A 22,653-nucleotide genomic window follows, 5' to 3' on the forward strand; every position below is an offset into this window, starting at 1 on the left:
AGTGCCGGCTGACGAGTGCCGGGCAGTGACGAGCCGGCGGCAGCCGGACCGACCGTCGACCGTACGGTCGCAGTCGATCCCGCTGCCGCCGACCGCCGCCACGGACGTGCCGATCAGACGTGCGGATCAGGCGCGGGTCAGGTGTTGTTGGCCAGGGCGATGAGCCGGCTGCGGTCGCCGTTCCAGTAGTTGCGGTCGACGTTGCCGCTGATGCCGGAGACGCTGCCGGACGCCGTGTACTGCCAGAAGCTCCAGACCGGTGCGCCGGCCGGCAGGGTGCCGGGGGTGCTCGACCAGCGGGCGAGCCACAGCGGGTGGTTGGCCCACGGCCCGGTCCAGCTGCCGGTGCACTGGTTCCACCAGCTCGTGGTGGTGTAGATGACCGCGTACCGGCCGGTGCGGGACCGGTACGTGTTCAGGAAGTCCTGGATCCAGCTGCGCATCCCGGACGTGCTGAGGCCGTAGCAGGTGCCGCCGCTGTAAGGGTTGGCCTCGACGTCCAGCGCGGCCGGCAGGGTGCGGCTGTCCGCCGACCACGCGCCGCCGTTGCTGGCCAGGTAGTTGGCCTGGGTGGCGCCGGAGGAGATGTTCGGCCGGGCGAAGTGGTACGCCCCCCGGATCACCCCGGCGTTGTAGGAGTTCACGTAGTTGGCGTTGAAGTTCGGGTCCTTGTAGCTCGTGCCCTCGGTGGCCTTGATGAACGCGAACTCGATGCCCGCGTTGCGGACGCTCGTCCAGTTGATCGACCCCTGGTAGTGGGAGACATCGACGCCGGCGGTGGTGGCGGCGGCCGCCGGGCCCGTCGTGGCGACGAGGGCGGTGGCCGCTGCCGCTACGGCGGTGATCCCCGCCGCGATCAGTCGGCGCAGCGTGAATCCGGTACGGATCATGGGTTCCTCCAGAGGGACGCCATTCGATTGACATCCATCTTTGGAGCTAGTTGCCCTAGATCACAAGATGTTCAAAGGAAACTTTCACCCTCGACGCGGTACGACCCGGCCCCGGCCGGGGCCGGTAGGCTCGCGCCCCATGGTGGCGATCGACGAGCTGGGCACGCTCTGGGACAAGCTGTTCTCCGCGCAGCCCGACCCGCCACCGCTGCTCGTCGTCGTCACCGCCGCGGTGGCGCTGGCGGTGGTCTCCACCCGGCTGCCCTGGCGGATCGCCCGCAACGCCGTCACCATCGCCCACGAGGGCGGACACGCCCTCGCCGCCCTGCTCACCGGCCGCCGGCTGCACGGCATCCGACTGCACTCGGACACCTCCGGGCTCACCCTCTCCGCCGGCCGCCCCACCGGCCCCGGCATGATCCTCACCCTGCTCGCCGGCTACGTCGCGCCGTCCCTGGTCGGCCTCGCCGGCGCCTGGCTGCTCGGCGGCAACCGAATCACCCTGCTGCTCTGGATCGCCGTGGCGCTGCTGCTGGCGATGCTGGTCATGGTCCGCAACGCCTTCGGCGCGGTGTCGCTGCTGGCCACCGGCGGGGTGGTGCTCGCCGTCTCCTGGTACGCCTCGCCGGACGTCCAGGCCGCCTTCGCCTGGACGTCGGTGTGGTTCCTGCTCCTCGGCGGCGTACGGCCCGTCGTCGAGCTCCAGCGGCTGCGCTCCCGGGGCCGGATGCCGGAGTCCGACGCCGACCAGTTGGCCCGGCTCACCCCGTTCCCGCCGCTGTTCTGGGTCGCGCTGTTCGCGCTGGTGAACCTGTTGGCCCTGGTCGTCGGCGCGGCGCTGCTGGCCGGCCCGATCCTCGCCGACGCCGGCCTGACCGTCTGACGGCCCCGACCCGCCCGGGAAGGCGCACCACCGGGAACGGGCGGGCCGACCGGCAGGTGTGCCGCCCCGAACCGGCGGCGCGATCAGGCAACCGACCGACCCGTCCCGCGCGTGTCCCCTGCGATTGGACGCGGGGGAGACAACGAATGCCGCAAGTCGACGGGTTCGACGAGTTCTACCGGGGCAGCCGGCAACGGCTGCTCGGCTTCGTCTACGCGCTCACCGGCAACCTCGCCGAGGCGCAGGACGCCGTGCAGGAGGCGTACATCCGGGCGTGGCAACGCTGGTCGACGGTGGCCGGCTACGACGACCCGGAGGCATGGGTACGCGTCGTCGCCTCCCGCATCGCGGTCAGCCGGTGGCGCAGCCTGCGCAGCCGCGCGCGGGCGTACCTGCGGCACGGCGCCGACGACAGCACGCCCGCGCCGAGCACCGACACCGTCGCGGTGGTGGCCGCGCTGCGTCAGCTCCCCGAGGAGCAGCGCACCGCCCTCGCGCTGTACTACCTGCTCGGCATGCCCGTCACCGAGGTGGCGCGGGAGACCGCCGCCCCGGTCGGCACCGTGAAGGCTCGACTCTCCCGGGGGCGCACCGCGCTCGCCGGGCTGCTCGCCGTCTCTGACCTGGAGGAGGCCGCCGATGCTTGACGACCACGACGTTGACCAGCCGACCGACCTGACGTTCGCCGAACGGATGCGGCGGGACCTGCGGGACGTACGCTGGCTCGAACCGGCGGAGATCCGCGCCCGGGCCCGCCGCCGCAGCCGGCGTACGGCGTTGGCGGCGGCGACCGCCGTGCTGGCCGTGCTCTCGGGCTTCGCCGTGGCGGCCGGCGGCCGGGCCGGGCACCTCGCGCCACCGGCGGGCCAGCGGCTCTCCTCGAACGGCGCGGAGCCGGCCGGCCGGGCCGAGATCCCGCAGGAGGCCCTGCTGGACCCGACCGAGGTGGGCGTGCCGAGCAACGTGCGGCTGGGCGACTCGGGGCTCCAGGAGCCGGTACGGATCGACCCGCTGCTCCAGTCGTGCGCCGGGGAAAGGGGGCTGGCGGCGGAGCCGCCCGTGTCCCGGTACTCCCGGTCGCAGACCCTGCTCCAGAGGGCCGCGCCCGACCAGGACCAGCCGGCCGGCCTCTGGGTCCTCACCCAGGACGTCTACCGCCTTCCCCCGAGGGCCGCCACCCGGCTGTTCGTCGACCTGACCGCGACGATGGCGGCGTGCGACACCTGGCACGAGTCGCGGCCGATGCAGTGGGTCGGTGGGGCTGTCACGGTCTCGGTGACGCACACCTGGCGGGCCGCCTCGGGCAACTTCGCCGGCGACCAGGCCGTCGTTCTGCAGCGCACCTCGTCGACTCCCGTGGACGTGGCGACGGGGAAGCCGCTCGATCTGCAGCCGTCGACGGAGACCCTGCTGCTGGTCAGGGTCGGTGACCTGGTCACCGTGATCGTGCCGGCGAGCGGGCTCGGCTTCGACCTGCCGGCGGCCGACCGCCGGACGGGCGACACGGAGCTGCTCGAACTGGGCCGCGCGGCGGCCCGCCGGATGTGCCTCGCCGCCAACCCGGCCTGCTGACGTCCGCCGCCCCCGCCGCAGCTGGCTCGCGGGTGGCGCGGCCCGCGGGTGCCGGGGCGTCAGGAAGGGGCCCCTGCTCTGCAGAATGCGTTGACAGGGGGCCCTTCCTTGCACCTAGAGCGGGATGTTGCCGTGCTTCTTCGGCGGGAGCGTCTCGCGCTTGGTGCGCAGCACCCGCAGCGCCCGGACGATCTGGGTACGCGTCTCGTGCGGCGGGATCACCGAGTCGACGTACCCGCGCTCGGCGGCGATGTACGGGTTGGCGAGGGTGTCCTCGTACTCGGCGATCTTCTCGGCGCGCACGGCGGCCGGGTCCTCGGCGGCGGCCAGCTCCTGCCGGTACAGGATGTTCACCGCGCCCTGCGCGCCCATGACCGCGATCTGCGCGGTGGGCCAGGCGAAGTTCAGGTCCGCGCCGAGGTGCTTGGAGCCCATCACGTCGTACGCCCCGCCGTACGCCTTGCGGGTGATCACGGTGACCTTCGGGACGGTCGCCTCGGCGTACGCGTAGATGAGCTTCGCGCCCCGGCGGATGATGCCGTCCCACTCCTGGCCGGTGCCGGGCAGGAACCCGGGGACGTCCACGAAGGTCAGCACGGGGACGTTGAACGCGTCGCAGGTGCGCACGAACCGGGCCGCCTTCTCCGACGCGGCGATGTCGAGGGTGCCGGCGAAGTGCATCGGCTGGTTGGCCACCACGCCGACCGGCCGGCCCTCGACGCGGCCGAAGCCGACCACGAGGTTCTGCGCGTACAGCGGCTGGACCTCCAGGAACTCGCCGTCGTCGAGGACGTGCTCGATGACCCGGTGCATGTCGTACGGCTGGTTGGCCGAGTCGGGGATGAGCGTGTCCAGCTCCCGGTCGGCGTCCGTTATGTCGAGGAGCGCAGGGGCGTCGAGGACCGGCGGCTCGTCCAGGTTGTTCGACGGCAGGTACGACAGCAGCGCCTTGACGTAGTCGATTGCGTCGTCCTCGTCCGCGCCGAGGTAGTGCGCGTTGCCGCTGCGCGCGTTGTGCGTCCGCGCGCCGCCCAGCTCCTCCATGCCCACGTCCTCGCCGGTGACCGTCTTGATCACGTCGGGGCCGGTGATGAACATGTGCGAGGTCTGGTCGACCATCACGGTGAAGTCGGTGACCGCCGGGGAGTAGACCGCGCCGCCCGCGCACGGGCCCATGATCAGGGAGATCTGCGGGATGACGCCGCTGGCCCGCACGTTGCGGAAGAAGATCTCGCCGTAGAGCCCGAGGGACGCCACGCCCTCCTGGATGCGGGCCCCGCCGGAGTCGTTGATGCCGATCACCGGGCAGCCGATCTTCATGGCGAGGTCCATCACCTTGACGATCTTGGAGCCGAACACCTCGCCGAGGGAGCCGCCGAAGACCGTGAAGTCCTGCGCGAAGACGCACACCTGCCGGCCGTCGACCGTGCCGTAGCCGGTGATCACCCCATCGCCGTACGGGCGGGTGCGCTCCAGGCCGAAGTTGGTGGACCGGTGCCGGGCGAACTCGTCCAGCTCGACGAAGGACCCCTCGTCGAGCAGCAGCTCGATCCGCTCCCGCGCCGTCTTCTTGCCCCGGGCGTGCTGCTTTTCGACCGCGCGCGCCGACCCGGCGTGCACCGCCTCGTCGACCCGTCGCTCCAGGTCCGCCAGCTTGCCCGCCGTGCTGTGGATGTTGATCCCGGTCTCGTTGGTCACCCACGGAATATAACGATGGTTCAGGTGGCCGACGGTGTGCAGTACGCCTCAGTAACCGCGCCGGACCAGCACCGCACCCGACCGCGGCCGCCATCCGCCACCGAACAGCCGGCCGGCACCCGTCGCCGAACGGCCGGCACGCGCCGCCGCGCACCGGCGGGCCGTAGGCTGGCGGGATGCCCGGCTCGCCGTACACCGACCTGGACCGCCCGCCGCTGTCGGCGGCCCGGCTGCGCCGCGCGCTGACCGCCCCGCACGGCCCGTGGGCCCGGCTGGAGCTGCGCGCCGAGACCGGATCGACCAACGCGGACGTGGCCGAGGCCGCCCGGTCCGGCGAGCCGGAGGGCCTCGTGGTGGTCGCCGAGCGGCAGACCGCCGGCCGAGGGCGCCGCGACCGGGTCTGGCAGTCGCCGGCCCGCGCCGGCATCGCGACCAGCGTGCTGCTGCGGCCCGGCGAGGCCGTCGCGGAGCGCGGCTGGAAGGCGGTCCCCGCCGCCGGGTACGGCTGGCTGCCGCTGCTCGCCGGCGTCGCGCTCGTCGAGGCGGTGGCCCGGCTCGCCGAGCTGGACGCCGCCCTGAAATGGCCCAACGACCTGCTGATCGGCGACGCCAAGTGCGCGGGCATCCTGGCCGAGGCGGTGCCCGGCCCGACACCGGAGCAGCCCCCGGCGATCGTCCTCGGCATCGGCCTCAACGTCACCCTGCGCGCCGACGAGCTGCCGGCGAACCCGACCGGCCTGCCGGCCACCTCGCTCCAGCTCGCCGGTGCCGTCGCCACCGACCGGGACCCGCTGCTGCGCGCCCTGCTGCGCTCCGTCGCCGACTGGTACGACCGCTGGCGCTGCGCCGGCGGCGACGCGGTGGGCAGCGGGCTGCGCGAGGCGTACGTGGCGGCCTGCGCGACGGTCGGCCGGTCGGTGCGGGTGCTGCTGCCCGGCGGGCAGGAGGTGACCGGCACCGCGACCGGCGTGGACGCCGACGGCCGACTGCTGGTCGACACGCCGGCCGGCCCGCGCACCCTGGCGGCGGGCGACGTCCTGCATCTGCGGTGAAGGGAAGGTCGGCCCGTCCGGGAACCACCGCACCGGGTGATCCGCGCGGGGGCGTCGACCCGCTACGGTCAGCTCGTCCGGTTTCTGGCGAGGAGGTTCGGCGTGGCGTTTCCCGAAGACGTGCTCACCGAGGACGAGCACGTCGTGTTGCACCTGCACCCGCACTGGAAGGCCGTGGTGCGTCCGGTCCTGGTGTTGGTGCTCGCCGTCGCGGCGGTGGTGGCGGGCTGGATCCTGCTCCCGGACGGTGACGCCGCGACCATTGCGCTGTACGTCCTCGCGGGGCTGGCGGTGCTGCTGGTGCTCTGGTTCGGGCTTTGGCCGTTCCTGGTCTGGCGCAGCACCCACTACCTGTTCACCAACGAACGGGTGCTGCTCCAGCAGGGCGTCCTCTCCCGGGACCGGCGGGACATCCCGCTCACCCGGATCAACGACCACGCGATGAGCCAGCGTTTCGTCGAGCGGCTGCTCGGCTGCGGCACCCTGACCATCGAGTCGGCCGGGGAGCGGGGCCAGTCGGTGCTGACCGACGTCCCGCACGTCGACAAGGTCCAGACCAAGCTGTACGAGCTGGTCGAGGCGCACCACGACCGGCACTCCCTCGGCGACGGCGAGATGCGCGACATCCTCGCGGACATGCGTGAGGGCAAGCCGCTGCGGGACCCGTCGGCCTGATCCGGCTGCCCCGCGCGCCGACCCGACGGGTGCGGTCAGCCGGGACGGAGGGTGAACCAGCCGCGGAAGCGGGTGCGCAGCACCTCCTGTGCCGGCTGGCCGTCGGGACCGAGGCGGAACATGGTGCCGCTGAGGCTGACGGTGCCGAGCCCGGGGCGGGCGGTGGACGGGCGGGCGCCCATCACGTCGAGGCGGGCCGCCAGGCGGTCGCCGGCGCGGACGGGGGCCAGCCAGCGCAGCTCCTCCAGGCCGGGGGAGGCGTCCGCCGCGGCCCGGGCCAGCACGTGGTCGACGTACGCGCGCATGAAGAGGCTGACCGTGTAGAAGCCGCTGGCGATCAGCCCGCCGTGGTGGCTCGCGGCGGCGCGCTCGGCGTCGACGTGGTACCACTGCGGGTCGAACCGGCGGGCGAAGGCGACCATCTCGGCGCCGTCGACGCGCACCTCGCCGAGGTCGAAGGTGCGCCCGGGCGTCAGGTCCTCGAAGAACAGCTCGGCCGGCGCGCCGGTGCCCGACCGGGCCGGTCCGGTCACCTCCGCCGGGCCCGCCGGGCCCGTCGCCTCGTTCGCTCCCGTCGTCTCCGTCGCGCCCGCCCCCTCGTTCGGGGCCACCGCCCCGTTCCCCCCGGCCGGTGCGGGAACCACGGCCTGCTCGGAAACCACGGCCTGCTCGGGAACCACGGCCTGCTCGGGAGCCACGGCCGGTTTGGCAGCCGCAGTCACCTCGGGAGGTGCGGTCGGTCCGGGAGTTGCGGCCTGCTCGGGAGCGGTTGCGGCCCCGGCGGGCGCGGTCGGCTCGGGAGCTGCGGTCACCCTCGTCACCTCTGCCACCTCACTCAGCGCCGGCGTCGGCGGGTGCCGGCGTGCATCTCCTCGGCGAGTTCGGCCGCCAGCTCGCCGTCGAGCGCGTTGCCGAGCCCCGTGTTGCCGAGCCCCGCGTCGGCCGGCGCGGGCCGGCCCTGGGCGGGTGTCGGGACCCCGTACGCGGTGGCGGGCTCGTCGGGGCCGACCGCCGGCCGCCCGGCGGGGCCCGGCTTCGGCTCGGACTCCTCCAGCTCGGTGACGGACTCGGCCAGCTCGGCCACCGGGTCCAGCTCGGCCATCGTGTCCCACTCGTCGCGCGGGATGGTGTGCCAGGTGTCGGCCGCCGGTTCGGCGGGGGCGGGCTGGAAGACGAACGTCCGGTAGGACCAGAAGCGGAACAGGGTGGCCAGCAGCACACCGCCGGTCTTCGCCACGTTGAGGGCGAGCAGGCTGGTCATGCCGAGGCCGTACTTGGCCGCCGCCAGAACGCCGAGTTCGATGAGGAGGCCGGTCGCGTTGAACAGGAAGAAAAGGGCGTACTCGCGACGCAATGCCGATTTCGGGCGATCCCGGTACGTCCAGTGCCTGTTCATCAGATACGACGTGATCGTCGCCACGATGGTGGCGACGACGGTCGCCTTGAGTTGGCCGTCGCGGAACACCGTGAGTGCCAGCGCGTTGAACACCGCGTAATTGATGGCGGTGTTGATGCCGCCGACGACGCCGAATTTGAGCGCCTCGTGGATGAACTTCTGCCAGCGCTCAGGCAGCAGACGGACAAGACGCATGCGCAACACCTTAGGCGAGTGGGCGGGCCGGGCCGGTCCGGCCGGACGAGATGGGCGGCGGGTCACGCCGGAGGATCCCGGTCGGTCGCCGCCTCCGTGGCCGTCCGGGTTCCCGCTTCCGCGACCTTCGGGGTTCCCGCTTCGGCGAAGACGAACCGTCGGTACGACCAGAACCGGAACAGCGTGCCGAGCCCGGTGCCCACGACGAAGCTGGCGATGTTGTCGGCGAGGGCGGTCTGGAAGACACCGGGCCAGATGGCGCCCAGGCCGTACCGGCTGATGGCGAGGCAGGCCACCGCGATGCCCATGCCCACGCCGTTGAAGAAGAAGAACAGCGCGTACTCGCGCGCGGGGTTGGAGCGCTGGCGGTGCCGCCACGTCCAGAACCGGTTGCCGACGAAGGCCACGCTCGCGGCGATCACCGTGGAGATCGTCTTCGCGGTGACCTGCTCGACGCCCCGGGCGTTGGCGAGGTAGTTGAACAGCGCGATGTCGACGACGAACGCGACGCTGCCGACGGTGGCGAACTTGCTCAGCTCGCGGATCAGGTGACCGAAGCGGTCGATGAGGGCACGGACCATGCCGGGTCGGGTCGGCGGGGACCCTGGCTGGTCACCGGTCATCGTCGCGGCCACCCGCTGAGCGTACCGGTTGCCCGCTGCGCGGGCGGGTAGCAGCGACCGGGCGGGCCGGTGGCGTGACCGGGCGGGCCGGGGCCGGGCGGAGCGTAACCGGCCGGGTGATTATTCGCGGATCGTTTCGGGAATGCGCATCCGCGCACAGCTTCGCGCATTCCGTCGGCACTTCGCCGATGTCACCGCAACCCTCATCCGCACCACCCGTCGCGCGCGGCCCTTCGGTTCCCGCAGGGCCCGGACCTCGGCGAAGGTCGCGGAAGAATTTGCGTGAAACTGCGCGTGAAAGCGGGTATCAGATCGCGATGCCGCAGCGTGACCGCACCTTGTGCAGTTCTTCACAACCAGTCCCACTGACTCGCGACGTCGCCCGGTTTACGCTGAGGCCAATCCCAGGTTTCCACGAAGGCGACGCCTCGCGCCGTCACCACTCGTGCATGCCGCAGTCCGGTCAGCGTCGACCACAAGGAGATGTGTCATGGTTGCTCCGGCCACCGTTCGGGGGATCGATCAGGCCCCGACGTCCCACCCCAAACTGCTCGCCTGGGTCCGTGAGGTAGCGGAACTGACCACTCCCGACCGGGTCGTCTGGGTGGACGGGTCCGACGAGGAGTGGCGTCGCCTCACCGACGAACTCGTCGCCAACGGCACCCTGATCCGGCTCAACCCGGAGAAGAAGCCGAACTCGTTCTACGCCCGCACCGACCCCTCCGACGTCGCCCGCGTCGAGGAGCGCACGTTCATCTGTTCGGTGGACGAGGCGGACGCCGGCCCCACCAACAACTGGATGGCGCCGGCCGAGATGAAGCGGACGATGACGCAGCTCTACCGCGGCTGCATGCGCGGTCGCACCATGTACGTCATCCCCTTCTGCATGGGCCCCGTCGAGGCCGAGAACCCCATGTTCGGCGTCGAGATCACCGACAGCCCGTACGTGGTCGCCTCGATGCGCATCATGACCCGGATGGGCGCGAAGGTCCTGGCGGCGATGGGCGACGACGCGGACTTCGTGTACGCCCTGCACTCGATCGGCGCCCCGCTCGCGCCGGGCCAGCAGGACGTGGCGTGGCCGTGCAACGAGACGAAGTACATCTCGCACTTCCCGGAGACCCGGGAGATCTGGTCCTACGGCTCCGGCTACGGCGGAAACTCGCTGCTCGGCAAGAAGTGCTACTCGCTGCGGATCGCGAGCGTGATGGGCCGGGACGAGGGCTGGCTCGCCGAGCACATGCTGATCCTCAAGATCACCTCCCCGGAGGGGAAGGTCTACCACGTCGCCGGGGCGTTCCCGTCGGCCTGCGGCAAGACCAACCTGGCCATGCTGGAGCCGACCATCCCCGGCTGGAAGGTCGAGACCATCGGCGACGACATCGCCTGGATGCGCTTCGGCCCGGACGGCCGGCTCTACGCGGTCAACCCGGAGTACGGCCTGTTCGGCGTCGCCCCGGGCACCGACTGGAAGACCAACGCGAACGCGATGCGCACCCTCGACCGGGGCAACTCCATCTTCACCAACGTCGCCCTCACCGACGACGGCGACATCTGGTGGGAGGGCATGGGCGAGCCGCCGGCGCACCTGGTCGACTGGAAGGGCAACGACTGGACGCCGCAGAGCGAGGGCCTGTCCTCGCACGCGAACAGCCGGTTCTGCACCCCGATCACGCAGTGCCCGATCCTCGCCGACGACTACTACGACCCCAACGGGGTGCCGATCGACGCGATCCTGTTCGGCGGCCGGCGGCGGGACACCATCCCGCTGGTCACCGAGGCCCGGGACTGGGTGCACGGCGTCTACCTGGGCGCGACCCTGTCCTCGGAGACCACCGCCGCCGCGTCCGGTGCGGTCGGCGTGGTGCGCCGCGACCCGATGGCGATGCTGCCGTTCATCGGCTACCACGCCGGCGACTACTTCCGGCACTGGATCGAGATGGGCAAGGGCACCGACGGCGACGAGGCCAAGCTGCCCAAGGTCTACTACGTCAACTGGTTCCGCAAGGACGCCGAGGGCAACTTCCTCTGGCCGGGCTTCGGCGAGAACTCCCGGGTGCTCAAGTGGATCATCGAGCGGATCGAAGGCCGCGCCGACGCCGTCGAGACCCCGATCGGCATGGTTCCCGCGCAGGACGCGCTGGACGTCGACGGCCTCGACATGACCCCGGAGGACGTCCGGATCGCCCTGAAGGTCGACCCGGACGAGTGGCGCGAGGAGCTGCCGCTGATCACCGAGTGGTTCGAGAAGTTCGGCGACAAGCTGCCCGGCGTCCTCTGGGCCGAGCTCGACGCGCTGCGCGCCCGGCTCGACCAGGAACAGCCCCGCCGGTAGGTGTGACGCTTGCCCGCACCGGGCACCATCGGATGCCATGAGGACGGCCGCCGCGACCACCGAGGTCCGGCGGCCGTCCGCCGTCCGGGCCCTGACCACCCTGCTGGCCGTCACGGCGGCGGCCACCGTCGTGGTCGAGCTGCTCAACTGGTGGTACGCCCCGGAGCAGGGCTTCGGGCTGGCCGTGCGCACCGGCTGGGCGATGCTGCGCTCGCTGGGCTTCCTGCTGCTGATCGGGCACGTGAACCGGGGCCGCACCGTGGCCCGGCCGTTCGGGCTGATCCTCGCCGTCACCACCGTCTTCGCCGTCGGCCGGCTGGTCGTGCCGAGGCAGGGCGTGCCGCCGCTGCCGGGGCTGCTCGGCTTCGCCCTGCTCGCCGCGCTCTGCGTGGCCGTGGTCTGGCTGCTGTACCGCTCCGACGCCGTCGCCGGCCACCTCGTCCGGCACCGCAGGGGCCTTGTCGTCGAGGGCGGCACGATCGCCTGGCGGGAGGTCGCCCCGAAGCGGCCCCCGGTCACCGGCTGGCTGCTCACCAGCCGGGCCGCCGCGTTCACGTACAGCCCGCTGATGCTCGTCCCGGCCCTGGTGGCCGTCGGCGTCGTGTTCGACGGCCGGCCGGCCGCCGTCCCCGCCGTGCTGTTCTGGTTCGCCGCCGGCATCGCGGTCAGCTACGTCGTGCTGTTCTGCACCGCCTTCCTGCTGCGCGGCCGGCGCTGGGCCCGCCGCCTGCTGGTGGCGGTCACCCTCGGCGTGCTCGCCGTGGACCTGCCGCTGTGCTGGTGGCTGCTCGGCGTCGACGGCCTGGTCCGCGACGGCGCCCCGTTGCTCGCCGCCGCCGTCCTGGCGTTGTACGGGTTGTGGCGCGCCGGCCGGGCGGAGGCCACGCCGACACCGGGGGTGAGCCGCCCGGGGACAGGGGAGGCGCCATGAGCGACGAGTACGACGTGGCGGTGGTCGGGGCGGGTCCCGCCGGTGCGGCCGCCGCGCTGGCCGCCCGCCGGGCCGGTGCCCGGGTGCTGCTGCTGGACCGGGCCGACTTCCCCCGGGACAAGGCGTGCGGGGACGGCGTCGCCGCGCACGCGCTGGACGTCCTCGCCGGGCTGGGCGTCACCGGGGCCGTCGACGGGTACGCGCCGCTGCCCCGGATCCGGCTGGTCGGCCCCGGCGGGGACGCGGTGGCGCGGGCACTGCCCCGGCCGGCGTACACGGTGCCCCGGGAGGTGTTCGACGCCCGGCTGGTGGCGGCGGCGGTCGCGGCCGGCGCGCAGCTGCGCCGGCACGCCGTGCGGCGGGTCGAGCCGCGCGACGGGCGGGTGGTGCTCGACGGCGAGATCACCGCGCGGGCCGTGGTCGGGGCGGACGGCGCGTCGTCGGTTTTGCGGCGGGCGCTCGGCCACCCGGTGAACCCGGACCGCCACCTGGCCCTGGCGATCCGGGGGTACGCGCCGGCCCGCCCCGGCCCGCCCGAGCAGCTCATCGTCACCTCCGGCCCGCGCTGGCCGGCGTACGCCTGGTCGTTCCCGATCGGCGACGGGCGGGCGAACGTCGGGTACGGGGAGGTGCTGCGCGGCGAGCCGCTGACCCGGGCGCACCTGCTGGACCGGCTGGCCGCGCTGCTGCCCGACGTCGACCCGGCGACGGTGACCGGGCTGCGCGCCCACCACCTGCCGCTGTCCACGCACCGCCCGCCGCCCGGCCGGGGGCGGCTGCTGCTCGCCGGGGACGCCCTGTCGTTGATCAACCCGTTCACCGGGGAGGGGATCTTCTACGCGCTGCTCTCCGGCGCGCTGGCCGGCGCGGCGGCGGCCGACGACCCCGCCCACGCCGCCCGCGACTACGCCGCCGCGCTGCGCCGCCGCCTCGGCGTACACCTGCGGCACAGCTCGGCCGCGGCCTGGCTCGCCCGCCGCCGGTGGGTCGTCGACGCGGCGGTCCGGGCGGCCCGGCGCGACGAGCGGGTCTTCGGCACCGTCGTCGAGTTGGGCCTCGGCGACGGCCGGCTGGACGCGCGGACCCTCGCGATGATCGGTGCCGGTCTCTCGGCGCGGCATCGGCCACCGAAGGGTTGAAGCGCGCGCGGGGTCGCTACTCTGCAAGTGATGACTCTGCGGAATCTCCTCTACTCCGTGTACGAGCGGCGGCTGACGGCCACGCTCGCGGGCAAGCCGGTGCCCCGGCACGTGGGCGTCATGTGCGACGGCAACCGTCGCTGGGCGCGGGAGATGGGCTTCGTCGACCCCAACGACGGGCACCGCATGGGCGCGGAGCGGATCAAGGAGCTGCTGCGCTGGTGCGACGCCGCCGGCGTCGGGCACGTGACGCTGTGGCTGCTGTCGACGGACAACCTGTCCCGCCCGGCGGAGGAGCTGGACCCGCTGCTGCAGATCATCGAGGATCTGTCGACCGAGCTGGCCGAGGAGGGCAACCCCTGGCGGCTGCGCATGGTCGGCGCGCTCGACGTGCTCCCGGCGCACCACGCGGCGGCGCTCAAGGCCGCAGAGGAACGCACCCGGCAGCGCACCGGCGGCGCGCAGGTCAACATCGCCGTCGGGTACGGCGGCCGGCGCGAGATCGCCGACGCCGTCCGCTCGCTGCTGCACGAGCACGCGGCGGCCGGCGGCACGCTGGAGGAACTGGCCGAGACCCTCGACGTCGATCACATCTCCGAGCACCTCTACACCCGGGGCCTGCCGGATCCGGATCTGATCATCCGGACCAGCGGCGAGCAGCGCCTGTCGGGCTTCATGCTCTGGCAGTCGGCCCACTCGGAGTTCTACTTCTGCGAGCTGAACTGGCCCGACTTCCGCCGGGTCGACTTCCTGCGCGCCCTGCGCTCCTACGCCAACCGGCAGCGCCGCTTCGGCGTGTGACCCGCCCGGCCCCGAGCCCGACCGGGCGGGGCCGGGCTCACCGCAGGCGCGGCAGGGCCTCGGTGAGGAAGTCGCCGAGGGCGGCGGGGGAGTCGATCGTCAGGTCGGCGGCCTCGGCGACCTCGTGGCCGGTCTCCGGGTTGGCCACGGCCACGCAGACCCCGAGGAACTCCGGGTCCGCCGCGGCGCGGGCGCGCAGCGCCGCGAACGCCTTGATGTCGGAGACGTCGTCGCCGAAATACCATGCCCCGCCGGCGTCCCGGACCACCTCGCCGATCACCATGCCCTTGTCGCGGTCGACCGGGGGCTTGATCTCCAGCACCATCCGGCCGGCCTGCACGCGTAGCCCGAGCCGCTCGGCCTGGGCCTGCCCCCACTTCTCCACGACCTCGCGGAGCTGGGGGGCGGTGCGCCAGTGCAGTGCCACGGAGAGCCGCTTGAACTCCACCAGCGCGCCGGGCGGCAGCTCGGCGCGGGCGAGGTCGGCCAGCTCCTGCATCGTCGGCACCCAGGGCAGCGCCGCGGGCTCGGTGACGGTCTCGCCGCCGGAGTGGCTGTGCTCCAGGCCGTAGAGGCCGTAGAGGTCGACGCCGGCCAGCCCGCCGAGGTGGTCGCGGAGGAACTCCACGGGGCGGGCGGAGACGATGGCGACCCGGCGCACCAGCGGCGCGAGGGCCTCGATCGCGGCCAGCACCTTCGGCGCGGGCTGCACGGCGGTCGGGTCGTCGTCGACGGGCGCGAGTGTGCCGTCGAAGTCGAAGAAGAGGACGGTGTCGGACGCCCGGCCGGCGGTCGCCTGCCAGGCCTGGTCGGCGTCCAGCGGGGTCTTCGGCTGCTGGTTGCCCAGATTCAACGGCGGCACGCGCGACAGCGTACCCCGGCGCGGGCCACTCATTCGTGGTCGAGACGAGGCGCTACGGCCAGGATTAGGTCAGCGTTCGGCGGCCCCCCGGCCCCGGCGCCCGAACGGCAGGACCTCGGCGTCCTGGCCGTGGCTGAGCAGGTAGCCCTCCACGAAGCCGGCGTTGCGGTCGCCGGTGCGCGTCTCGATCTCGGTGAGCCGGGCCACCAGGAACTCGGTGAGCGCGCTGATCCGGTCGTTGAGCCGTTCGTGCAGCTCGGCGACGACGGCCAGGACGACCGCGGTGCCGGCGGTGGTGAGGGCGAGGAGGTTGGCGACCACGGGAAGCTCCCCGTCGCCGACCACGCCGATCACCACGTTGCCGGTCACGGCCGAGGTCAGCGCCACCGCCGCGACCACGACTGCGAACCACTTCAGGGTCATCGACAGACCCCTCCTTCTGTCCCGCAGGGCTGGGTTCGGCCTTGTCCCGTCCCCCCGCCGACGACGAGCCCAAGCAGTACGGATAGGACGCTAGCGTGCCCGTTCCGGCCCCGGAGCGAAACGATTGGGTACGGCTTGCCGTTCTTTCGCCATCTGAGGAACTAGCCCGCCCGATTACCCCTTTTTCGGACATCTACCGGGAGACTTGGGCGATACGCGAGGTATCTAATGGTTTCTCGGATGTGGAACTTCTCCGCGTCGGAGACGTTGGGGTCGACCAGCCGGCGCAGCAGCGCCTCCACGTCCGGGTCCATCGGGGGCGGTGCGGTGGCCGCCCGTGGGGTGGCGGCGCGCTCCCAACCCAGGGCCGCGAAGGCGGCCGTCGGGTTGAGGCCGAGCCCCTCGCAGAAGGCGACCACCCGCTCGGCCTCGGGGTCGCTGGCCCAGTCGCCGCGCACCCAGCGGTTGATGGTCTGCCGGGAGACCCCGGTGCGCCGGGAGACCTCGGTGCCGCTCCAGGCGCGCATGGCCCGGGCGTCGTCGAGGGCCCGGCGGACGAAGGCGGCGAAGGCGATCTTCCTGGCGTGAGCGCTCTCGGTCACCCCGTGACGGTACGGCCAGCCGGATCCACTGGGGACGCCGGGCACGCCTATGTCACGTGAATGAGACACGCGTAACTGGCCGTTCCCGGCCCTTCGTGAGGGCGATTTCAAGGCGTATCACCTGCGCAGGATAGGAGCACGTCAGTGGCGGGGTAATCGGACGAAAAGCTGATACTGTCACGCCCATGGGACAGTTTACCGTGTGTCACGTGCACGAGACGACTGGTGCTCGCCTGCGTCCCTTCCCCGTCCTCAGGGGGGCGCGGTGACCGAACTCGCCACCCGTGAGCAGGCGTTCGGCCTGGTCGCGGAGGGAGTGGCCGCGGGGCTGAGCGCCCCCTGGCGGCTCTACCTCGCCCGCGGCTGCCGCTACCTGTCGCTCAACGTGGGCGACCGGGCGGAGTGGGACGCCTGGCGGACCCACCTCAACTGCCCGGAGCTCAGCGTCCGGGTCTACGACGCCGGCGGCGAGATCCGCCGCTGCTCCGTCGCCGAGCTCGTGCTCGACGGCTGCCGGATCAGCGTCGAGCTGGTCGAGGAGGTCAGCACGGACGACCTGGAGCGGCTCCTGACCGCCGACCCCGAGGTTGACCCCGCCGGCCCTGGAGCCGGCCCCACCAATCCCGGAGCCGACCCCGCCGGCACCGGACCGGAGGAGCGGTGAGCCCCTTCGTCGCAGTCGTCCTCGTCCTCGTCCTCGGCTCGGCCAGCTACGCCGCCGGACGTCTGCACGGCCAGCTCAGCTACCGCATCGGCTACCGGTTCGGCTACCGGCAGGGCTACTTCGACGGCGACCGGGGCGCCTGGAACCGCCGCCGCCGGGAGGCCCAGGCCGCCATCGCCTCGGCCCTCGCTGGCCCTCCGCAGGCCGTCCGGCGTGGCCCGACCGCGCGGCAGGGCACCACGTACACCGGCTCCGCCTTCGCCGCCTCCGCCGCGCCCGCCGTCTCCGCGGCGCCCGTCCCCGGCCCGCCGGCGCACCCGGCCGGTGCCGTCGCGGTCGCCACCACGGCGACCGCCGCTGTCCGGGCGACGGCCGGGACCACGGCGGCCGTCGGCGGCCGGCACCCCGCCGTCCTGGTCCGGTGGCAGAACTGAGCCGGCCGACGAACCCGGTGCGACGTCCGCGGCGGACGCGCACCGCCGGGGCCACGTCAGACCGGTGACGGTGGTCCCACCGGCCGGGATGCGCGCAGGGGGCATGCATCCCGGCCGGTCCGCCGTGCCCGTTCACCGGTCCGACTCCCGAGATCCACGGGTCAACCCCTAGCCGGGACGCCGTGGCGCGGCTAGCGTCTAGTCATGGCGCGGGATTCCCCCCGGGCCAGCCGGCCAGCCCGGATCTGCGACCTCGCGCACGGGGCCCGCATCCGACCCCGTGTCCCCGGGCACCGGACGAGGCGGAACGCGGATGGCCGGGTGCCCATTCGCCGGAGCAGGCCTGTGACGACTCGCCGTACCCCCGCCGGTGCCGACCAGACCCCGGCCGCGACTGCCACGACCCGCCGCGCCACCCGGAGCCGCCGCGCGGCGACCCCGGTCGAGCCCGAGGAGCCCCGACCAGCCGGCCAGGCGTTCGTCCTGGACACGTCGGTCCTGCTCTCGGACCCGGCGGCCTTCCACCGGTTCGCCGAGCACGAGGTGGTCCTGCCCCTCGTGGTCATCTCCGAGCTGGAGGGCAAGCGGCACCACCCCGAGCTGGGCTGGTTCGCCCGGCAGTCCCTGCGCATGCTGGACGAGCTGCGCGTGCGCCACGGCCGGCTGGACCGGCCGGTGCCCGCCAACGACGCCGGCGGCACCCTGCGGGTGGAGCTGAACCACACCGACGACGGCGTGCTGCCGCCCGGCTTCCGCAACGAGTCCAACGACGCCCGGATCCTCTCGGTCGCGCTCAACCTGGCCGCCGAGGGGCGGGACGTGACCCTGGTGAGCAAGGACATGCCGCTGCGGGTGAAGGCGGCCTCGGTCGGGCTGCGCGCCGACGAGTACCGGCACGGCCAGGCCAGCGACCCGACCTGGACGGGGATGGCCGAGCTGGCGCTGGGCGACGACGACATCTCCGCGCTCTACGCCGGCGAGACCCTCGACCTGGACGGCGCGGCGGGGCTGCCCTGCCACACCGGTCTGGTGCTGCACTCCGGGCGCGGCTCCGCGCTCGGCCGGGTGCTGCCCGACAAGACGGTCCGGCTGGTCCGGGGCGACCGGGAGGCGTTCGGCGTGCACGGCCGCTCGGCCGAGCAGCGGGTCGCCCTCGACCTGCTGCTGGACGAGTCGATCGGGATCGTCTCGCTGGGCGGCCGGGCCGGCACCGGCAAGTCGGCGCTGGCGCTGTGCGCGGGCCTGGAGGCGGTGATGGAGCGCCGCCGGCACAAGAAGGTGGTCGTCTTCCGCCCGCTGTACGCCGTCGGCGGCCAGGAGCTGGGCTACCTCCCCGGCTCCGAGACGGAGAAGATGTCGCCCTGGGCGCAGGCCGTCTTCGACACCCTCGGCGCGGTGGTGCACGAGAACGTGCTGGAGGAGGTCATGGCCCGGGGGATCCTGGAGGTCCTGCCGCTCACCCACATCCGGGGCCGCAGCCTGCACGACGCCTTCGTCATCGTGGACGAGGCCCAGTCGTTGGAGCGGGGGGTCCTGCTCACCGTGCTCTCCCGGATCGGGCAGGGGTCGCGGGTGGTGCTCACCCACGACGTCGCCCAGCGGGACAACCTGCGGGTGGGCCGGCACGACGGCGTGACCGCGGTGATCGAGACCCTGAAGGGGCATCCCCTGTTCGCGCACGTCACGCTGAACCGGTCCGAGCGGTCGCCGATCGCGGCGATGGTGACGGATCTGTTAGAGGAGATCCCATTCTGACCGAGATCATGCCTGTCTAGTCACCCTTTAGCGTGATTCTGCCTGTGGCCCAGGTCACAATTGGGGCTGGTGGTTTCCCATCAGCCTCACTGTGCGCGATGGTGTCCATCGAGCGTCCACGCGCCGCCAAGATCGTCCGTTCCCGTCGGGCACCCGACGGCGAGGAGCGGCGGGGGCGAGTGCGTCGGCTGCGACCGGCAGGGTCGGGGCGCTCACGGCGCGGGCCGGGTCCCTCCTCGGGCCAGGGTCGCGCCGTGTCCTTGCCCCCGACGAAGGGACCACTTCGTGAGTCGGCTGTGGAGCCGGTTCGGTGCCCGTACCGCCGCCGTCGCACTGCTCTCCGTGGGCGTTGCCGGCGGCTTCTATCTGGGCGAAGACCGCGAAACCCAGCAACAGGGCCTGACCGCGCAGGTCGGCCTGCAGGTGGACCTGGCCGAGTTCGACTACCAGCGCGAGCGGCAGGCCCAGCACCGGATCGTCTCCGCCGAGACGCGGGCCGCCGAGTACCAGGCCGAGAAGCGGGCCGCCGCGGCGGCCAAGGAGGCCGCCGAGCGGGCCCGCGAGGCCGAGGCGGCGTCCCGCAAGCGCGAGCGCGAGGCGGCGGCGAAGAAGGCCGCCGAGAAGGCGGCCGCCGCCAAGGCGGGCAAGCCGTACGACGGTCCGATCCCCGCCTCGTGCAGCGAGTACGGCGGCAACCGCAAGATCGGCTGCGCGCTGATGATCGACGCCGGCTTCGGCATCGACCAGTTCCCGTGCCTGGACAAGCTCTGGACGAAGGAGAGCGGCTGGAACCCCAAGGCCCACAACTCCTCGTCCGGCGCGCACGGCATCCCGCAGGCCGTGCCGGGCAGCAAGATGGCCTCGGTCGGCGACGACTGGGAGACCAACCCGGCCACCCAGATCAAGTGGGGCCTCGGCTACATCAAGGGCCGCTACAGCTCGCCGTGCTCGGCGTGGAGCCAGTCGCAGAGCGAGGGCTGGTACTGATCCGCTGAGCACCGCATTCCCGAGCACCGCGACGGCGGGGCGGGCGCGTTTCCGACGCCCACCCCGCCGTCGTCGTTTCCCCCGACGGCCCCGCCGCCCGGGTGGCGGCCGGGCGGGATTGCTGATAGCTGTTTGGGCATGACCCTGCACGACGGCCCCCCGGGCGGCGACCCGCGACGCTTCGGCACCGAGGCCTTCTACGCCTCGATCGGCCGCGCCTTCGTCGCCATGTGCGCCGTCGTGCCGGTGCTCTTCCTGGTGGAGGCCCTCGACGTCGGCCTCGGCATCGACCTCGACCTGGCCGGCGGCATCATCCCGCGGCACATCGACGGGCTCGACGGGGTGCTCTTCTCGCCGTTCCTGCACGCCGACTTCAACCACCTCTACAGCAACAGCGTGCCGCTGATCCTGCTCGGCACCTTCGTGCTCGCCGCCGGCTTCCGCCGGTTCATGTGGTCCACCCTGGTCATCGTGCTGGTCAGCGGGCTGGGCGTGTGGTTCACCGGCTCACCCAACTCGGTCGTGGTCGGGGCCAGCGGCGTCATCTTCGGCTACCTGGGCGTCCTGCTCACCCGGGGCGTGGTCGAGCGGAGCTGGTGGAACTTCGCCGTCGTGCTGCTGGTCGGCCTGCTCTACGGCTGGCAGCTGCTCGGCATCCTCCCCACCGACGAGCGGATCTCCTGGCAGGGCCACCTGTTCGGGCTGGTCGGCGGCGTGGTCGCCGCGATCCTCTTCCGGCGCCGCCGGGTCGAGGACGACCCGTACGACCTGGGCTCCCCGACGCTGCGGGCGTAAGGAAGGGCCCCCTGTTGACGCCTGCGGTGGAGAAGGGCACCCTTCTCACCCGGCGTCGGGCCGCGCCCGGCCCGCGCCCGACGTGGGACGGTGCTTGATCCGGACCCGGCGCGCGCCTACCGTCGGCATCAGCACGCGTTGATCCGTGAGCGGAAAGCGACGGTACGCCATGCCCGAGGTCGATGTCGCAGTGATCGGTGCGGGTCCGACGGGGCTCTTCGCCGCGTACTACGCCGGGTTCCGGGGGCTCTCCGTGGCCGTGGTCGACGCGCTGCCGGAGGCCGGCGGCCAGATCACCGCCATGTACCCGGAGAAGCTGATCCTCGACGTGGCCGGGTTCCCGGCCGTCAAGGGGCGGGACCTGGTGGCCAACCTGGTCGCCCAGGCCGCGCCGTTCCAGCCGAGATACCTGCTCGGCACCCGGGCCGAGAAGCTGTCGCACACCGACGGGCAGCCGGTGCTCGGCCTCGCCGGTGGCGAGCAGCTCGCCTGCGGGGCGGTGGTCGTCACCGGTGGCCTGGGCAGCTTCACCCCGCGCCCCCTGCCGGTCGCCGACAGCTTCACCGGCACGGGGATCGTCTACTTCGTGCCGGAGCCGGCCGCCCTGGCCGACCGGGACGTGCTGATCGTCGGCGGCGGCGACTCCGCGTTCGACTGGGCGCTGGCGCTGGAGCCGCTGGCCCGCTCGGTGACCCTGGTGCACCGGCGGGAGCGGTTCCGCGCCCACGCCGCCACCGTCGCCCGGGTGCAGCGGTCGTCCGTGCGGATCGTCGTCAACGCCGAGGTCACCCGGCTGCACGGCGACAGCGCGGTGACCGGCGCGGAGATCACCGTGAAGGGGGCTGCGCCCGAGACGTTGCCCGTGGACACGGTGGTGGCCGCCCTCGGTTTCACCGCCGACCTCGGCCCGATCGCCGAGTGGGGGCTGCGGCTGGACCGCCGGCACATCCTGGTGGACAGCGCGATGGCGACGAACCTGCCCCGGGTCTTCGCCGCCGGGGACATCACCGAATACCCGGGCAAGGTGCGGCTCATCGCCACGGGCTTCGGGGAGGCCGCGACGGCGGTCAACAACGCCGCCGTCGCCATCGACCCCTCCGCCCACCTCTTCCCGGGCCACTCCTCCGACGCCCCCTGATCACGCCCCCGTCAGCGGGGGAGGCCGATGAGGTCGGCCATCAGGCCGGTCTGGTGCGCGAAATACTCGGCGCGGTGCGGCAGGGTGCGGTCGATCCGGCCGAACAGCTCGAAGCTGATCAGCCCGAAGAGCTGCGTCCAGCCGGCCATGCAGCGGGCGAGCAGCGCCTCGGGCAGCCCCGGGGCGAGGGCGGCGGCGATCTCCGCGAGGTCCGCCCGCAGCGGCTCGGGCAACTCGCCGGGGTCGGGGGCGGCGATGCGGCCGGCGGCCAGCCCGTCGCGGACGATGCCGACCAGCACGGCCGGTGGACGCATCGCCGGCCCGAGCGTGTCGGCCGGGGCGGCGTAACCGGGGACCGGGCTGCCGTAGAGCAGGGCGTACTCGGCGGGACGGGCCAGGGCCCAGTCCCGGGCCGCCCGGCAGGCGGCCTGCCAGCGCCCGCGCGGGTCGAGCCGGTCCGCGCCCGCGTCGGCCGCCTCCACGGCCGCCCCCAGCGCGTCGTACGCCTCGACGATCAGCGCGGTGAGCAGGTCGTCGCGGCTCGGGAAGTAGCGGTAGAGGGCCGAGGAGACCATCCCCATGTCCCGGGCGACCGCGCGCAGGCTGAGGTTGGCGCCGTCGGTGGCGAGATGGCGGCGGGCGACGGCCTTGATCTCGTCGAGCATCTCGGCGCGTACGCGGGCGCGGATCGAGGGAGCGGGCATGCCCCCACTCTGCCACGCCGGAGAGCGCGGATCAAATAAGAGAGCACTGCTCTTGACGGTGCTCCCGTCCGGGCGTCATGCTGGGTGCACCAGATCGAG

At 73.1% G+C, this 22,653-nt stretch carries 24 protein-coding genes; 15 read left to right on the forward strand and 9 right to left on the reverse strand.

Going from position 1 to position 22,653, the window contains the following annotated elements:
- Nucleotides 1-137: 137 nt before the first annotated feature.
- On the reverse strand, nt 138-890 hold the full coding sequence (locus TK50_RS06265) for a GH25 family lysozyme (protein WP_043961879.1): 753 nt from the start codon (nt 888-890) through the stop codon (nt 138-140).
- Nucleotides 891-1,029: 139 nt separating this feature from the next.
- Here TK50_RS06265 and TK50_RS06270 point away from each other — a divergent pair, with 139 nt between their 5' ends.
- From TK50_RS06270 to TK50_RS06280, 3 genes are all read left to right on the forward strand, one after another.
- A complete protein-coding gene (locus TK50_RS06270; RefSeq protein ID WP_043961880.1) occupies nt 1,030-1,773 on the forward strand; it encodes a M50 family metallopeptidase in 744 nt (247 codons plus the stop codon).
- Nucleotides 1,774-1,919: 146 nt separating this feature from the next.
- On the forward strand, nt 1,920-2,420 hold the full coding sequence (locus TK50_RS06275) for a SigE family RNA polymerase sigma factor (RefSeq protein ID WP_043961881.1): 501 nt from the start codon (nt 1,920-1,922) through the stop codon (nt 2,418-2,420).
- Nucleotides 2,413-3,345, forward strand: a complete 933-nt coding sequence (locus tag TK50_RS06280) for a hypothetical protein (protein ID WP_043961883.1) — start codon at nt 2,413-2,415, stop codon at nt 3,343-3,345. Before TK50_RS06275 ends, TK50_RS06280 begins: the two co-directional genes overlap by 8 nt.
- A 114-nt stretch (nt 3,346-3,459) precedes the next feature.
- Here the strand turns inward: TK50_RS06280 and TK50_RS06285 are convergent, their stop codons facing one another.
- A complete protein-coding gene (locus tag TK50_RS06285; protein ID WP_043961884.1) occupies nt 3,460-5,043 on the reverse strand; it encodes an acyl-CoA carboxylase subunit beta in 1,584 nt (527 codons plus the stop codon).
- Between the two features lie 176 nt (nt 5,044-5,219).
- Here TK50_RS06285 and TK50_RS06290 point away from each other — a divergent pair, with 176 nt between their 5' ends.
- Nucleotides 5,220-6,095, forward strand: a complete 876-nt coding sequence (locus TK50_RS06290) for a biotin--[acetyl-CoA-carboxylase] ligase (protein WP_043961885.1) — start codon at nt 5,220-5,222, stop codon at nt 6,093-6,095.
- A gap of 102 nt (nt 6,096-6,197) precedes the next feature.
- Entirely contained in the window at nt 6,198-6,770 is a 573-nt protein-coding gene (locus TK50_RS06295; RefSeq protein ID WP_043961886.1) for a PH domain-containing protein, read from the forward strand.
- A gap of 35 nt (nt 6,771-6,805) precedes the next feature.
- Here the strand turns inward: TK50_RS06295 and TK50_RS06300 are convergent, their stop codons facing one another.
- The 3 genes from TK50_RS06300 to TK50_RS06310 form a co-directional block, all read right to left on the reverse strand.
- Nucleotides 6,806-7,468, reverse strand: coding sequence for a MaoC/PaaZ C-terminal domain-containing protein (locus TK50_RS06300; protein WP_199485973.1), 663 nt, complete (start codon nt 7,466-7,468; stop codon nt 6,806-6,808).
- Between the two features lie 137 nt (nt 7,469-7,605).
- Entirely contained in the window at nt 7,606-8,361 is a 756-nt protein-coding gene (locus TK50_RS06305; RefSeq protein WP_043961887.1) for a GtrA family protein, read from the reverse strand.
- A gap of 62 nt (nt 8,362-8,423) precedes the next feature.
- The gene (locus TK50_RS06310; RefSeq protein ID WP_377536805.1) at nt 8,424-9,038 is read right to left on the reverse strand and encodes a GtrA family protein; all 615 of its coding nucleotides are present in this window, start codon (nt 9,036-9,038) and stop codon (nt 8,424-8,426) included.
- Nucleotides 9,039-9,474: 436 nt separating this feature from the next.
- Here TK50_RS06310 and TK50_RS06315 point away from each other — a divergent pair, with 436 nt between their 5' ends.
- The 4 genes from TK50_RS06315 to TK50_RS06330 are packed head-to-tail and all read left to right on the forward strand — an operon-like array spanning nt 9,475 to nt 14,190.
- On the forward strand, nt 9,475-11,319 hold the full coding sequence (locus TK50_RS06315) for a phosphoenolpyruvate carboxykinase (GTP) (protein WP_043961888.1): 1,845 nt from the start codon (nt 9,475-9,477) through the stop codon (nt 11,317-11,319).
- A gap of 37 nt (nt 11,320-11,356) precedes the next feature.
- Nucleotides 11,357-12,250 carry a hypothetical protein gene (locus TK50_RS06320; protein ID WP_043961889.1) on the forward strand — a complete coding sequence of 298 codons (894 nt, stop codon included), beginning with the start codon at nt 11,357-11,359 and terminating at the stop codon, nt 12,248-12,250.
- On the forward strand, nt 12,247-13,389 hold the full coding sequence (locus tag TK50_RS06325; RefSeq protein WP_043963946.1) for a geranylgeranyl reductase family protein: 1,143 nt from the start codon (nt 12,247-12,249) through the stop codon (nt 13,387-13,389). The genes TK50_RS06320 and TK50_RS06325 overlap by 4 nt, the downstream gene beginning before the upstream one ends.
- 30 nt (nt 13,390-13,419) lie before the next feature.
- Entirely contained in the window at nt 13,420-14,190 is a 771-nt protein-coding gene (locus tag TK50_RS06330) for an isoprenyl transferase (RefSeq protein WP_043961890.1), read from the forward strand.
- 37 nt (nt 14,191-14,227) lie between these two features.
- On the opposite strand, the gene otsB is transcribed toward TK50_RS06330, so the two are convergent.
- The 3 genes from otsB to TK50_RS06345 all read right to left on the reverse strand — a co-directional run bounded on the left by otsB (nt 14,228) and on the right by TK50_RS06345 (nt 16,077).
- On the reverse strand, nt 14,228-15,052 hold the full coding sequence (gene otsB, locus TK50_RS06335) for a trehalose-phosphatase (protein WP_043961891.1): 825 nt from the start codon (nt 15,050-15,052) through the stop codon (nt 14,228-14,230).
- A gap of 69 nt (nt 15,053-15,121) precedes the next feature.
- Complete coding sequence (locus TK50_RS06340) at nt 15,122-15,475, reverse strand: hypothetical protein (RefSeq protein WP_043961892.1); 354 nt, start codon at nt 15,473-15,475, stop codon at nt 15,122-15,124.
- A gap of 161 nt (nt 15,476-15,636) precedes the next feature.
- Nucleotides 15,637-16,077, reverse strand: a complete 441-nt coding sequence (locus TK50_RS06345; protein ID WP_043961893.1) for a helix-turn-helix domain-containing protein — start codon at nt 16,075-16,077, stop codon at nt 15,637-15,639.
- A 265-nt stretch (nt 16,078-16,342) separates the two neighbouring features.
- Between TK50_RS06345 and TK50_RS06350 the strand changes: the two genes are divergently transcribed.
- The 6 genes from TK50_RS06350 to TK50_RS06375 all read left to right on the forward strand — a co-directional run bounded on the left by TK50_RS06350 (nt 16,343) and on the right by TK50_RS06375 (nt 21,850).
- On the forward strand, nt 16,343-16,741 hold the full coding sequence (locus TK50_RS06350; RefSeq protein ID WP_241773935.1) for a hypothetical protein: 399 nt from the start codon (nt 16,343-16,345) through the stop codon (nt 16,739-16,741).
- Nucleotides 16,738-17,175 carry a hypothetical protein gene (locus TK50_RS06355; protein ID WP_043961894.1) on the forward strand — a complete coding sequence of 146 codons (438 nt, stop codon included), beginning with the start codon at nt 16,738-16,740 and terminating at the stop codon, nt 17,173-17,175. The genes TK50_RS06350 and TK50_RS06355 overlap by 4 nt, the downstream gene beginning before the upstream one ends.
- Nucleotides 17,176-17,520: 345 nt before the next feature.
- Complete coding sequence (locus TK50_RS06360; protein ID WP_043961895.1) at nt 17,521-18,930, forward strand: PhoH family protein; 1,410 nt, start codon at nt 17,521-17,523, stop codon at nt 18,928-18,930.
- A gap of 285 nt (nt 18,931-19,215) precedes the next feature.
- Nucleotides 19,216-19,917: an aggregation-promoting factor C-terminal-like domain-containing protein gene (locus TK50_RS06365; protein WP_043961896.1), complete on the forward strand. Its 702-nt coding sequence runs from the start codon at nt 19,216-19,218 to the stop codon at nt 19,915-19,917.
- A 138-nt stretch (nt 19,918-20,055) separates the two neighbouring features.
- Nucleotides 20,056-20,712, forward strand: coding sequence for a rhomboid family intramembrane serine protease (locus TK50_RS06370; RefSeq protein WP_043961897.1), 657 nt, complete (start codon nt 20,056-20,058; stop codon nt 20,710-20,712).
- A gap of 169 nt (nt 20,713-20,881) precedes the next feature.
- On the forward strand, nt 20,882-21,850 hold the full coding sequence (locus TK50_RS06375; protein WP_043961898.1) for an NAD(P)/FAD-dependent oxidoreductase: 969 nt from the start codon (nt 20,882-20,884) through the stop codon (nt 21,848-21,850).
- An 11-nt stretch (nt 21,851-21,861) separates the two neighbouring features.
- Here the strand turns inward: TK50_RS06375 and TK50_RS06380 are convergent, their stop codons facing one another.
- Nucleotides 21,862-22,554, reverse strand: a complete 693-nt coding sequence (locus TK50_RS06380; protein ID WP_043961899.1) for a TetR/AcrR family transcriptional regulator — start codon at nt 22,552-22,554, stop codon at nt 21,862-21,864.
- Nucleotides 22,555-22,653: the final 99 nt, after the last annotated feature.

It is taken from the genome of Micromonospora haikouensis (genome assembly GCF_000876225.1).
GTDB classification, from domain to species: Bacteria; Actinomycetota; Actinomycetes; order Mycobacteriales; family Micromonosporaceae; genus Micromonospora; species Micromonospora haikouensis.

What these genes read in the sequence shown, in the direction of transcription:
- TK50_RS06265 (WP_043961879.1), bottom strand. Translation starts at nt 890, where the DNA reads ATGATCCGTACCGGATTCACGCTGCGCCGACTGATCGCGGCGGGGATC.
- TK50_RS06270 (WP_043961880.1), top strand. Translation starts at nt 1,030, where the DNA reads ATGGTGGCGATCGACGAGCTGGGCACGCTCTGGGACAAGCTGTTCTCC.
- TK50_RS06275 (WP_043961881.1), top strand. Translation starts at nt 1,920, where the DNA reads ATGCCGCAAGTCGACGGGTTCGACGAGTTCTACCGGGGCAGCCGGCAA.
- TK50_RS06280 (WP_043961883.1), top strand. Translation starts at nt 2,413, where the DNA reads ATGCTTGACGACCACGACGTTGACCAGCCGACCGACCTGACGTTCGCC.
- TK50_RS06290 (WP_043961885.1), top strand. Translation starts at nt 5,220, where the DNA reads ATGCCCGGCTCGCCGTACACCGACCTGGACCGCCCGCCGCTGTCGGCG.
- TK50_RS06305 (WP_043961887.1), bottom strand. Translation starts at nt 8,361, where the DNA reads ATGCGTCTTGTCCGTCTGCTGCCTGAGCGCTGGCAGAAGTTCATCCAC.
- TK50_RS06315 (WP_043961888.1), top strand. Translation starts at nt 9,475, where the DNA reads ATGGTTGCTCCGGCCACCGTTCGGGGGATCGATCAGGCCCCGACGTCC.
- TK50_RS06320 (WP_043961889.1), top strand. Translation starts at nt 11,357, where the DNA reads ATGAGGACGGCCGCCGCGACCACCGAGGTCCGGCGGCCGTCCGCCGTC.
- TK50_RS06325 (WP_043963946.1), top strand. Translation starts at nt 12,247, where the DNA reads ATGAGCGACGAGTACGACGTGGCGGTGGTCGGGGCGGGTCCCGCCGGT.
- TK50_RS06330 (WP_043961890.1), top strand. Translation starts at nt 13,420, where the DNA reads ATGACTCTGCGGAATCTCCTCTACTCCGTGTACGAGCGGCGGCTGACG.
- TK50_RS06340 (WP_043961892.1), bottom strand. Translation starts at nt 15,475, where the DNA reads ATGACCCTGAAGTGGTTCGCAGTCGTGGTCGCGGCGGTGGCGCTGACC.
- TK50_RS06370 (WP_043961897.1), top strand. Translation starts at nt 20,056, where the DNA reads ATGACCCTGCACGACGGCCCCCCGGGCGGCGACCCGCGACGCTTCGGC.
- TK50_RS06375 (WP_043961898.1), top strand. Translation starts at nt 20,882, where the DNA reads ATGCCCGAGGTCGATGTCGCAGTGATCGGTGCGGGTCCGACGGGGCTC.
- TK50_RS06380 (WP_043961899.1), bottom strand. Translation starts at nt 22,554, where the DNA reads ATGCCCGCTCCCTCGATCCGCGCCCGCGTACGCGCCGAGATGCTCGAC.